Annotated in this window: 10 protein-coding genes; 6 read left to right on the forward strand and 4 right to left on the reverse strand. The window is 36.9% G+C overall.

The features are described from left to right. Position 1 precedes the first annotated feature (1 nt). The gene (ttcA, locus tag ABXH06_RS17185; RefSeq protein ID WP_311584502.1) at positions 2–946 is read right to left on the reverse strand and encodes a tRNA 2-thiocytidine(32) synthetase TtcA; all 945 of its coding nucleotides are present in this window, start codon (positions 944–946) and stop codon (positions 2–4) included. 211 nt (positions 947–1,157) lie between these two features. On the opposite strand from ttcA, the gene ABXH06_RS17190 reads away from it, so the two are divergent. Then, the gene (locus tag ABXH06_RS17190; protein WP_353519008.1) at positions 1,158–2,186 is read left to right on the forward strand and encodes an MBL fold metallo-hydrolase; all 1,029 of its coding nucleotides are present in this window, start codon (positions 1,158–1,160) and stop codon (positions 2,184–2,186) included. A 65-nt stretch (positions 2,187–2,251) separates the two neighbouring features. On the opposite strand, the gene dinG is transcribed toward ABXH06_RS17190, so the two are convergent. Beyond that, complete coding sequence (gene dinG, locus ABXH06_RS17195) at positions 2,252–4,360, reverse strand: ATP-dependent DNA helicase DinG (protein WP_353519009.1); 2,109 nt, start codon at positions 4,358–4,360, stop codon at positions 2,252–2,254. Positions 4,361–4,461: 101 nt separating this feature from the next. Here dinG and ABXH06_RS17200 point away from each other — a divergent pair, with 101 nt between their 5' ends. The 3 genes from ABXH06_RS17200 (at position 4,462) to ABXH06_RS17210 (ending at position 10,305) form a co-directional block, all read left to right on the forward strand. Beyond that, positions 4,462–6,939, forward strand: a complete 2,478-nt coding sequence (locus ABXH06_RS17200) for a DNA polymerase II (protein WP_353519010.1) — start codon at positions 4,462–4,464, stop codon at positions 6,937–6,939. Positions 6,940–7,092: 153 nt separating this feature from the next. Beyond that, the gene (locus tag ABXH06_RS17205; protein WP_353519011.1) at positions 7,093–8,271 is read left to right on the forward strand and encodes a cystathionine beta-lyase; all 1,179 of its coding nucleotides are present in this window, start codon (positions 7,093–7,095) and stop codon (positions 8,269–8,271) included. 177 nt (positions 8,272–8,448) lie between these two features. Continuing rightward, complete coding sequence (locus tag ABXH06_RS17210; RefSeq protein ID WP_353519012.1) at positions 8,449–10,305, forward strand: DUF885 domain-containing protein; 1,857 nt, start codon at positions 8,449–8,451, stop codon at positions 10,303–10,305. A 59-nt stretch (positions 10,306–10,364) separates the two neighbouring features. On the opposite strand, the gene ABXH06_RS17215 is transcribed toward ABXH06_RS17210, so the two are convergent. Then, the gene (locus ABXH06_RS17215; protein WP_311584487.1) at positions 10,365–11,327 is read right to left on the reverse strand and encodes an integron integrase; all 963 of its coding nucleotides are present in this window, start codon (positions 11,325–11,327) and stop codon (positions 10,365–10,367) included. Positions 11,328–11,560: 233 nt separating this feature from the next. Between ABXH06_RS17215 and ABXH06_RS17220 the strand changes: the two genes are divergently transcribed. Together ABXH06_RS17220 and ABXH06_RS17225 are read left to right on the forward strand one after the other, a co-directional pair. After that, positions 11,561–11,995: a hypothetical protein gene (locus tag ABXH06_RS17220; RefSeq protein WP_099292763.1), complete on the forward strand. Its 435-nt coding sequence runs from the start codon at positions 11,561–11,563 to the stop codon at positions 11,993–11,995. A 132-nt stretch (positions 11,996–12,127) separates the two neighbouring features. Further along, complete coding sequence (locus ABXH06_RS17225; protein WP_353519013.1) at positions 12,128–12,400, forward strand: hypothetical protein; 273 nt, start codon at positions 12,128–12,130, stop codon at positions 12,398–12,400. A gap of 317 nt (positions 12,401–12,717) precedes the next feature. Here ABXH06_RS17225 and ABXH06_RS17230 read toward each other — a convergent pair. Beyond that, positions 12,718–12,934, reverse strand: a 217-nt coding sequence (locus ABXH06_RS17230) for a hypothetical protein (RefSeq protein ID WP_353519014.1), incomplete at its 5' end; no start/stop codon positions are given.

Genomic DNA, 12,934 nt, shown 5'->3' on the forward strand with positions numbered 1-12,934 from the left:
GTTATTTGATTTCAGTGATGTTTAAAACATTGGCTTGATCAACATTGATAGCAGCCGAAGTATCATTACTTGTTGAAGAAAAGTGTGTTTCTTGATCAAAAGCAGTATCCCCGCCATTGATAATACCCGAGTGGGCGTTAATTGATTTAAAGTCAAAGAGTTCACTGTCACATAAATGCGAAGGCACAATATTTTGCATTGCGGTGAACATAGACTCAATTCTACCTGGAAAATTTTCGTGCCAGTCATTGAGCATCTTTTTAATATTTTGCCTTTGTAAGTTAGGTTGTGAGCCACATAAATTACAAGGAATGATTGGGAATGCTTTTAATTGGGCGTACTGTATTAATTCACTTTCTTTACAAAAGGCTAATGGTCGAATCACTACATGTTCGCCATTATCTGAAACTAGTTTTGCAGGCATTGACTTTAACTTTCCACCATAGAACATATTTAACATCATAGTTTCAATCATATCGTCTCGATGATGGCCTAAAGCTATCTTCGTTGCTCCTAGGGCTTTAGCTGCTTTGTACAAAACGGCGCGACGTAAACGTGAGCATAAACTACAGGTGGTTTTACCTTCAGGAATTTTGTCTTTAACAATAGCGTAGGTATCTTCTTCAATAATTTTATATTCAACGCCCAATGACGTTAAGTAATTTGGTAAAACATGCTCAGGAAAACCCGGTTGTTTTTGATCTAAATTGACTGCAATTAATTCAAAGTTGATAGGTGCGGATTCTTTTAAAATCATCAATATTGATAACATCGCGTAGCTGTCTTTGCCTCCGGACAAACACACCATAATACGATCCCCATCTTCAATCATATTGTATTGAGCAATGGCTTGACCAACATGACGACGTAAGCGCTTTTCTAATTTTGCTAACTGACTTTTCTGTTGAGGGGTTAAAGACGTTGAAGGTGCAAGATTTGTAGACATAATATTCTCAGATGTAAAATTACCGTATAAACTCAGGAACGTAGACGTTCGGCGCGTATTATAACCAAGAAGGTAACAAATCTACATTACTTTCACGCGTGTTTACGGCAGAATAAACTTGTTAAGAAATTACTGTGATCATTAACGATAAAATATGATGGTCAGTAAAGGTCATTTTCATTAAAATTTTTTGAATCGTTAAAGAGCTAATATGACTACACAACTTATGACGCGTTTGTTAAAAAATCCGACGGAAAATAAAAATGGCCATCGATTAACCTTGGTTGGATCGCGCTTTTTTATCATCTATTTTATGTTATCACTATTGTATATGTCATCAGCATTTAAGGTATACGCACATAATTTTCATACTAAAGGGCAGGTTTCTACCACTCACAACGCGTCACATAGTCAGGGAAAATCATCGCAAGTATTAGCTTCAAAATTAACATTTCAATCTTATGTTAAGTACTTAGGCAATGAAGCGTTATTTGTCAATATTTCAAACAGTAAGCTGTTATTTGATCCGTTTTTTCATGACAATATTCGAATATATCAATTGGTGCCAGACACGTTAAAAAGGGATATTTTTAGCGGTACAGCCCCGTTTAATGCGATCAATTTGATTTTAATTAGCCATGCACATCGCGATCACTTTGCCGTCGATGAAGTTGTTAGTTATTTATTACGTTTTACAAACACTAAACTCGTTGGCCCCAAACAAGCAATTGATAAGATCAACACCCAGTTAAAAAAGCTGAATAAAACTATTAGTCACGAAAGGCTTATCTCAGTTAATTTAAATATTGGCGATCAACCATGGCAGCAAAAAATTGGTGAGTTTCTAATTGATGCCGTTAGGATCCCACATGCCGGCTGGCCGAGTCGGGCGGAGGTTGAAAATATCGTTTTTCGAGTGACGCTAAATCATGCTATTGATGATACTGCTAGTCAACACACGACCGTGATGCATATGGGGGATGCTGATCCTGATGATGATCATTATTTACCCTACCGAAGCTTTTGGCGAAAAAAAATAACGGAGGTAAATTTTCCTCCCTATTGGTTTTTATACTCAGCTGAGGGGCGTGATATTTTGGATAATATTATCGGCGCAAAAACTAATATAGGTATTCATGTGCCTATGGCTGTGCCAAAGCAATTACAACAATCAGGACGTGAATATTTTTCGATACCCGGAAACATTAAGCCGTTACACTCACAAACTCCAGACAAGTAGAGCTGTCAATGCAACATGGCTAAGCGTGTATAATTGGCACTTTTTAATCAAACTGATAATAAAAATTAACTACGTCGATAGGGCGGTAAAGAGTTAAGCAAGTCTTTACCGTAACGTTTAGACACTAATCGGGTGTCCATAATGGTGATTGTGCCGGTGTCTTGCTCATTTCGCAGTAAACGTCCTGTGGCCTGAACTAATTTTTTTGACGTTTCTGGAACCGAAATTGACATAAATGGGTTACCGCCTTTAGTGGTTATATATTCAGCTTGAGCTTGTTCTACAGGCGAGGTTGGTACGGAAAAAGGTAACTTAGTAATGATTAAATTGGTTAAATATTTGCCAGGTAAATCTAAACCTTCAGAAAAACTTTGTGTACCAAAAATTATACTGTCTTTGTCGTCATCACATAACTTTTTATGCTGTTCGATAATATGTTGGCGAGACTGCTCACCTTGTACTTGAATGCTAAGTTTGTGATCTTCTCTCAATGATTTTGCAACTTGCTCCATCTGCCAATAAGAAGAAAACAATACTAAAGTTGCTTTGTCTTGCTTGATTATGGCAGGTAATTCTTTAATTAATTCATCTGTAAATTCATGAGCGCTTGGTTCATTTTGCATTGGGTGAACCAGCAGTTTAGCGTTATTTTGATAATCAAAAGGCGAGTCTACTTTTTGATATTGTGTGCCGTCGTTGGTTTGTAAACCTACTTGTCGGCGAAAATGGTCGAATGAATTTAGCGCTAAAATGGTGGCAGAGCATAACACGGCACCTTCACACTTACTCCATAAGTTATCTTCTAGGGTAAAACCTACTTCAATAGGAGATGCCGATAATAAAATGTCTTGGCGTTTTGAGCTGATTTTTTCCATCCAGCGAGCCATCGGCGCCCCTTTTTCGTTATCCGACACTGCATACATGGCCCACAAAGCATGAAAGTTTTCTAAGCGTTGGATCATAAAACCGCATTCAGCTAAAGCTGGCTCGGCTAAATACATTTGTACATCACCGTCTTTGACCGACTCCATTAACAGGTTATAAAGCTTATTACTTTGAGTGAGACATTTTTTACTGAGTTCGGTTAAATCTTCCGCCCAATTTTTTAAGTTTTTTGGGATTATGCCATTTTCAAACCGGTAAATACTGTTGTCATCTTCTCTTGCAAAACGATTATGTTTGTCCACTTGTTCCGCAAAATATAACGCTTGATTATTATCAATAAAGCTTACTACTTTATTCAATTCACCGATTAAGTCTTGGCAATCATCGCTAAGTTTTATCGATGGACTGATCACTGATTGTGATTTTATCAACTTAGACAGTTTTGCAGATAATTCTTTTAACTTTTCAAGCCAGTCAAGGGATCCCTTCAAAGTTACACTTGCACTTGAATGGTCACGCGTTACCTTGGGTAAGTGATGAGCTTCATCAATAATATAAAAAACGTCTTCTGGTGCGGGCAATATTCTGCCACCACCTAGTTCAAGATCCGCGAGTAATAAACTATGGTTTATCACCAAAACTTCACAAGTTACCATCGCTTCTCTTGCTTTATGAAAAGGGCAATGTGCATGCTCTGCTAAAGTTTTTAAACAGCTATGTTTGTCTGATTGTATTTGTTGCCAAATATAGTGAGGGATTGGGTCTGCCCAAGAATCAATATCACCTTGCCATTGGTTATTTTTCAGTGCGTTATGTAAATTACTTAATAACTTGATATCCATAGCACTAGGTTTTTGGGCAAAGGTAAAGCCAGCTTGAGGGTTGTCATGTTGGCTAACTGCCGCTGCTAATTTTTGTTGGCATACGTAGCGTTGTCGCCCTTTGACTAAACTAAAATTAAAATTTAATCCTGAATGCTCTTTTAAAAAAGGCAAATCTTTATCCACTAATTGTTCTTGCAGTGCAACCGTTGCGGTGGAAATACAAACGGTTTTTTGCCGAGATAAAGCCAATGGAATAGCACCTAACGAATAGGCAAGTGATTTACCCGTGCCGGTTCCTGCTTCGATAGTAATGATTTTTCGAGATTTATCGTAATCACCCGCTAGGGTTTTAGCAATTTCTGCAATTAAAAACGTTTGTTGTTTTCTAGGATTAAAATTAGTTAGGTTTTCCCCAATGGTTTTGTAAGCCGTGCGTATTATTTGTTTTATCTTATCTGTTAACATAAGTAGTATGTTGTAGGCGCTGGCCAACTATCCATAAAGTAATTTTTATCATACAATGCTGTATATAATAACAGGTTATTAGGCACTAATAGAACCTTTTCATGACAATTTCTTCGATAAACACACCCGCGGCTCATTTAAGTGGCTTTATTTTAACGCGCCAAGCCTATGATACTAAACAAGGTATCGAGTTGTCTTTCTGGTTAAAGAGTCACAATGGTGTAAGAAATTTTCTGGTTAAGCATGAAAAAGCGGTATTTTTTGTCGAAGCTGAGCAACAAAGCAAAGCCAGCAATTTGTTAAATGACAATAACGTTATTGTCGAAAATATAAAACCTGTACCGCTTAAAACCTTTGGGCAAGTGCCTGTGGTAGCTGTTTATTTTTCTACGATGAGAGAATTCTATCGTGCGCGAGAGATACTCAAAACGCACGATGTAAAATGTTATGAAGACGATTTTCGTCCAGAAGATCGCTACTTAATGGAGCGATTTATTACCGCCAGTGCACATTTTACCTTAGCTGATCAGCAATCGTTAACCGCTGGGCAACGAAAAAGTCGCTTTCCTGTTCATCTTGTTCATAAATCTCGGGCAATACCGGCTGAACAAACGCTTGACGCCATTTGTTTATCTATGGTTTCCCTTGATATAGAGTGCTCGATGAAAGGAGAGTTGTACTCTATTGGTCTTTACTCGGAAAACCTAAACAATCAAGCGTTAAAAAAAGTATTGATGATCGGCTCCCCAAATACTTTTGCTAAGTCAAAAAAGCTAAACGATCAGCAAGCCTCTGATATTGAGACGAATATTGTTTGGCTAAGTGATGAACAAACTTTGCTGAAAACTTTGATTGAGTGGATTGAAGTCAATGATCCTGATGTTTTTATTGGTTGGAATGTTATTCAGTTCGATTTTGCTTTGTTACAAAAACGATGTGATTTGTATGGCATAAACTTTACGATCGGCCGTGATGGTCGAGCGCCACGTTGGCGTAAAAATCAAAACAGTGAACAACAATTTATCGACGTAAATGGTAGGATCATTCTAGATGGAATCGACTTATTAAAAACCGCTACATACAATTTTCCAAGCTTTTCCTTAGATTACGTTGCACGAGAATTATTAGGCTTAGCGAAAAAAGTCGACGATGTTGATAATCGCATCAAAGAAATTACCGATAATTTTCATCATGATAAGCTAGCATTAGCGGCATATAACCTAGAAGATTGTCGATTAGTCACCTTGATTTTTAATAAAACTCAATTACTCGACTTTGCCATGCTACGGGCACAATTAACAGGTTTAACTGTTGACCGAATAGGCGGCTCAGTGGCGGCATTTACTAATTTATATTTACCTAAATTACACCGTGCTGGTTATGTTGCCCCTAACATGGGAGATGGTTTACAAGGACTCGTTTCGCCCGGCGGCTATGTGATGGACTCGATCCCCGGTTTATATAAAAATGTTTTAGTGCTTGATTTTAAAAGCTTGTACCCCAGTATAATTCGCTCGTTTAATATCGACCCTATGGGGATGATCGAAGGATTAAACGATCCTGACAATGCTATTGAAGGCTTTGACGGAGCGTTGTTTTCAAGAGATAAACACTTTCTCCCCGATATTATTAACAAATTATGGCTTGAGCGTGATAAAGCGAAAAAAGAGCAAAACGCCGCATTGTCACAAGCAATAAAAATTATTATGAATTCATTCTATGGCATTTTAGGCTCTACAGGTTGCCGATTTTTTGATCCTCGTTTATCAGGCTCAATTACCAAAAGAAGCCACGAATTATTAAAAGTCACTAAAAGCTGGATAGAAGATAAAGGCTATAAAGTGATCTATGGCGATACAGATTCAATTTTTGTCCATGTTGGCAATGATAAAACACCAGACGAATGTAAAAGTTTAGGTGAGGTATTACAACATTTTATTAATGATAAATGGCAAGCAAAACTTAAAACTGACTTTGATATTGAAAGCCAGTTAGAAATTGAATTTGAGACTCACTTTACGCAATTCTTTATGCCGACTATTAGAGGGCTAGAGGTAGGAACAAAAAAACGTTATGCGGGAATAGTCATTAAAAATGGCCAACAAGCGCTAATATTTAAAGGCTTGGAAAGTGTTCGAACTGACTGGACGGAACTTGCGAAAAAATTTCAACGAGAGCTTTATTTAAAAGTTTTTAATGGCGAAGAAGTAACAAATTATATTATTGATTTTGTTAATAAAACCAAAAATGGTGAAATGGATGACTTACTTATTTATCGTAAACGCATCCGTCGAAAATTAGATCAATACGTGAAAAACGTGCCACCGCATATTAAAGCCGCTCGATTAGCTGATGAAATAAATAATAAAGCTAATAAGCCTTTAAAATTTCAAAACAAAGGTTGGATAGAGTACTACTTAACTACGGTTGGCCCGCAAGCGAAAGGTTATGTTAGTGCACCGCTGGATTATCAAGTATACGTAGATAAACAACTTGCCACTGTCGCCGATGCTATTTTGCCGTTTATCGGTACAAGTTTTTCTGAAATTACCGATGCTCAGATGAATTTATTTAATTAATAAAATATCGTTATAAAAAATATCGTGCAACTGATAACTATTCACGTTATAACATTAATATAAATAGCTATTTAGATGGCTAGATGGTTGTGTTTTATCATGGCCAATTTGCTGTTAATTAGTGATATTCTGCTTAAAAAGAGTACCCATGTGATGAAAAAAGAGACAAAGTTTGTAAATGCCGGTCGACAATCAAAATGGACGCGAGGCGTAGTTAACCCACCGGTAGAACGTGCTTCAACCGTTGTTTTTGACTCTGTTAAACAAATGAAACATGCCACTGTTAATCGCGGTAATCAAGTACTCTTTTATGGCCGTCGCGGAACATCAACCTCTTTTGCTTTTAGTGATGCGATGACCGAATTAGAAGGCGGAGCAGGTTGTGCTATTTACCCGTCAGGCACTGCTGCTATTACCAATGCCATTTTATCCTTTGTAAAAACGGGTGATCATATCTTAATGGTAGACACCGCCTATGAACCAACGCGAGATTTCTGCGACAAAATACTCAAAAATATTGGCGTTGAAACCACGTATTACGATCCGTTAATCGGTGCAGACATTGAATCGTTAATTCAAAAAAATACCTCTGTGATATTTTTAGAATCACCGGGTTCTATCACCATGGAAGTGCAAGACGTACCTGCCATAGCAAAAGTGGCTCATCAACATAATTGTATTGTCATGCTTGATAATACCTGGTCGGCAGGGGTAAATTTTCAGCCATTTGATTTTGGTGTTGATATTTCCATTCAAGCTGCAACTAAATATATTGTTGGCCATTCTGATGTCATGCTGGGTACCGCTATCGCTACAGAAGAACATTGGGAGCAACTGCGTGAAAACAGTTATTTGATGGGACAATGTACTTCTCCTGATGACTTATATTTGGCGATGCGCGGTATTCGTACTTTAGGTGTGAGATTAAAACAGCACCAAGACAATGCCTTAAAAGTAGCGAACTGGCTTGCTACTCGAGATGAAGTAGATGTGATATTGCATCCTGCGTTTGAAAGTTGTCCGGGCCATGATATTTTTAAACGTGATTTTACCGGCGGTAATGGTTTATTTTCTTTTGTATTAACACGGGGAAATCAAGCCTCGGTAAATGCACTGTTAGACGGTATGCATCATTTTAAAATGGGTTATTCATGGGGAGGATTTGAAAGTTTAATTCTCGCGAATACTAACGTTGGCAGACTCCGAACGGCCACCCAATGGCCTTACGAACAGCCTTTGATTCGTTTACATATAGGTTTAGAAAATGTTGATGACTTAATTGTCGATCTCAGCCAAGGTTTTGCACGATTGAACGCGGTATTAGACGCATAACCTTAACTGCTCATCAATTCTACTGATTTACATACGTAAGGTGCTAAGTGGCACCTTCGTTCAACATTCTTTACTACTTTTATCTTAATTTTCTGCCAATTAATCCCGAAAAGCTTGCGCTTATCTTGTCATTGTGGGAAAAATGAAATCCTTCTTTGATAACAATAAATAGATCCTATGATAAAAAAATCAGTATTAGCCGTTGCTGTTTCATCAGCTTTGATGTTAACCGCGTGTAATGATAGTCAAGAAACTGCCAAAGAGAATTCTGCACAAAGTGCATCAAAAGTTGAAACGTCTGTTGCTGAAACAAACTTAGACGCTTCTGCACAAGCCAATAAATTATTCGACGAATTATATAAAGCTGGTGTGATGCGCAATCCTATGTTTCAAACTTATTTAGGCATAAAGGATGATTACGACAAGTGGAATGATATTTCAGAAGAAAACACGTTAAAAGAACTTGCCATCACTAAAAAGGATCTGGCAACAATTAAAGCCATAGATGTAAGCAAATTAGACGCACAAACTAAAATTAGTCATACCTTATATGTACAAAAACTAGAAAATAGCATTGCTGATCATAAATGGCGTTTTCATAGTTACCCTGTTAATCAAATGTTTGGTCTTCACTCTCAAATTCCTGCTTTTTTGATCAATCAACATTCAATTGCCAATGAAAAAGAAGCACAAGATTATATCGCACGGGTAAAAGGCACAAAAACTTTATTGAAACAATTAGTTGATAACTTAAAACTTCGTGAAGAGCGAGGCATTATTGCGCCTAAGTTTGTTTTTGAACATGTGATTCGTGATTCAAATAACATTATAACTGGTGCTCCCTTTGAAAATGGTGAAGCAAGCACCGTACTTGCTGACTTTACCCGTAAAGTGACTAAGCTAGAGATTGACGATGAGAAAAAATCAGCCTTAATTAAAGCAGTAGAAACGGCTTTAACAACACATTTAAAGCCTGGATATGAAGATCTCATTACTTATTTAAATCACCTAGAATCAAAAGCTGATGATAGAGATGGTGCTTGGAAATTCCCTGAAGGCGAAGCGTTTTTCAACAACGCCCTAAAACGCACCACCACAACAGATTTAACCGCGAATGAAATTCATGAAATTGGGTTGAGTGAAGTCAGCCGTATTCATGATGAAATGCGTGTAATTAAAGATAAAGTTGGTTTTGAAGGTGATTTAAAAGCCTTTATGGAATTTATGCGTAGTGATAAACAGTTTTATTATGCAGGTGACGAAGCTGGCAAAGCACGTTATTTAAGTGAAGCTGTTGCGTTAATTGACGACATGAAAGGGCGTTTAGATAGCTTATTTTTAACTAAGCCGAAAGCTGAACTAAAAGTTAAAGCCGTTGAAGCGTTTAGAGAAAAGTCTGCAGGTAAAGCGTTTTATCAATCACCAGCGCCAGACGGATCTCGTCCGGGTATCTACTATGCTAATTTGTATGACATGGAAGCAATGCCTACCTATCAAATGGCAGCACTTGCTTATCACGAAGGAATTCCGGGCCATCATATGCAGATGGCAATAAAGCAAGAGCTAGAAGGCCTACCTATGTTTAGAAAATACGGTGGCTATACCGCTCATACAGAAGGTTGGGGTCTTTATAGTGAGATGATCCCGAAAGAAATTGGTTTATATCAAGACCCATACTCAGATTTTGGTCGTTTAGCGATGGAATTATGGCGTGCATGTCGATTAGTGGTAGATACGGGTATTCACACTAAAAAATGGACGCGTGAACAAGGTATTGAATATTATGTAAATAATACGCCTAACGCAAAATCAGATGCCGTTAAAATGGTTGAACGTCATGTAGTCATGCCATCGCAAGCAACTGCCTATAAAATTGGTATGCTTAAAATTGTTGAATTACGTGAAAAAGCAAAAACAGCATTAGGTGAAAAATTTGATATACGTGAATATCATGACATTATCTTGAAAAATGGTCCGGTACCGTTAAACGTACTTGAAGACTTTGTTGCTGAGTATATTGCATCGAAAAGTTAAGTCATTTTAAAGCTTAAATCGTTAAAATTAATTATAGCCGTTCATATTGAACGGCTTTTTTATAAGTCTGATAACGGACTTCTGACACCATTAGCCCCTTGTTCAATAACATGTGTATAAATTTGAGTTGTTCTGACATCGGTATGACCTAATTGCTCTTGAACGGTTCTAATGTCTGCACCTCGTTGTAATAAATGAGTGGCAAATGAATGTCTGAAGGTATGACAGGTTACATGTTTATTGAACGACAGGGTATTGCTTGCTGTTTTAACGGCTTTACGCACGCTAGTTTCATTAATATGATGGCGTCTTAAAGCTTGAACTTCAGGATCTATACTGAGTCGTTTAGCAGGGAATAAATAATGCCAGCCCAACTCGAACGGCGCAGACGGATATTTTTTTGCTAATGCGAACGGTAAATAAACGCCTTGATAATGTTTATTACGCTTATCCGCTTCAAAATAAGACGTAGCATGCGCAATTTGTTGTTTTAACGCAGGAATTAATTCTTTTGCTAAAGTTACCCGACGGCTTTTATTTCCTTTGCTTTGCCATATATTGATACAAAAATACTTAAAATCGATATCTTGTATCCTTAATCGAGTAGCTTCCATAAGCCGTAGACCGCTTCCATACATGAGTTGACAAGGCAAAATATAATTCGCATTTATTTCAGCTAACAGCAACTTGACTTCAGTTGGTGTTAAAACAACAGGTAACTTATTGCTCAGTTTGCTTTTATTAAAGTTTAGCTCTAATGATAAAGGATTATTTAATATGTGAAGATAAAGAAAAACTAATGCATTTAACGCAATTCCTTGTGTTCTAGGTGCCAGATTGAGTGAATTTGTTAAATATGATAAATACTTTTCGACTTCAGTATTGTGACAAGTGGCAGGATGTTTTTTACCAATGAAAATTATATAGCCTTTTATCCAGTAAACGTATGTTTGGATTGTTCGTTTCGCGTATCTTTTTAAACGCATTTTATCTTCGATCATTTGTAAAAAAGGTGATGACATTTTATAGCTTCCTTGCTGTGTTTTTATACAGTATAGGTTTGATTCTCGTTTTTTACGAATATGAAGATAATTTAATGTGCTATATTGACAGTTAAAAATTAAATATATTCTAAAAAATAATCAGTTAGGTTATATTTATCATAATTAAATTTATTTATAGTAGTAATGGAATTTCATGTAATAGATATGAATTATTCCTGCTATTAAACTGTTATAAATACAAGGAAGGTTCAATGAAAATTTTCACCATAGTATTATTGTTTATAGCTTTTAACATTTCAGCCAAAGAAGAAAACGGAGTTGTTGTGAAAATACTTCCTGATTCTTTGGTTTTAAATTCAAGCTGTAAAGCAATGGCAGATTTAGTTGCCCAGGACTTTTCAATTTTATACGCTTGTAAAGACTCTTTACAACGCATGTACTTTTATAATTTTCGACTAAATAATATAGATTTGGTGGCTGACTTTAAAGAAAGTTCAACTGATGTTGTCGTAAATGAAAGTCAGTTTAAGTCTTATACACTTTATGAGTTAACCGCAAAAAACTCGGAGAATAAACTAATCAAATTTGTTTCCTATTGCACAAAGGAGCTTTGTCTTGATTTGGTAAGTGATAATGAATATGACAAAACAATTCAAGACTCTATAACATCGCAATTACGTGGTTAGTATTTATAACAAGTCAATAAAGTCGGACGCGTCAAGCTTGGCTCGCGTTCGTTCCTCACGGATTATAGCCAAGCTTAACTCTGCCTCTTATTGTGGCGTTATGTTTTTAATTCAATCATGGATGATATCTTAATGAAATTTACTCTTTTTATTCTTGCCCTTTTTATAAGTGGATGTGCAGTACTGCCTGTTGATGATCACTCATATATTAATAAGTGTGAAATATCTAGCGATAAAAAAACATTAAAAGTTGTTGATGCGGCTAAAGGTACAAATAGTTTTTATTCTATTAGTGGTGTTATTTTACTCCCAATAACTGGAGTTATTTCTGGTGTATATGTTGGAATAAATAATATATATCACTTAGGGGAAGAGACGTTTACTTGCGGTGGTTCAAAAACATAACAAGGCGCTCAAGAACGGACAAAAAACAGTTGGCTTTTGCTCGTTCCTCGCTAATTATAGCCAACAATTTTTTGCCGCTTAGCGTGGCGTTAGGGATCTTAAAGGCATATAGTTACGTCAGCCTGAGCGTCAAAAATAGTACGCCGCAGTGAAGCAAAGCTGCAAAGGTTAGCCCGTGTTAAAAGCAAAAGTTAGCGTGTGAATTTGCCGTAAACTAATACGCTTTAGTTGTGGGGCATCCCACTTAAAGGATTGAAATTAAGAAATAATATTCTTCGCATAGGTCATCGTGCTAAGTGGATAAAGCGGAATAAGCATTAAAACGTGTTAGTGGAATACGAGACTTCGGAGCAAGTATCAACGTCCGAAGATAAATAAAAAAGCGTTGGGGGAATGAGTAACTTCGGAATAACATAGTAAAGTCCGAAGTGAATTAAACCCCTAACAAGAAGCTCAATAGGACAAAAATTCGCTGTCACTTTTTGTGCAAAAACACGCACAAAAACCGCCATCAAATATTTGCCCATTAGCAAA

This window comes from Thalassotalea sp. SU-HH00458 (genome assembly GCF_040362795.1).
Lineage (GTDB): Bacteria > Pseudomonadota > Gammaproteobacteria > Enterobacterales > Alteromonadaceae > Thalassotalea_H > Thalassotalea_H castellviae.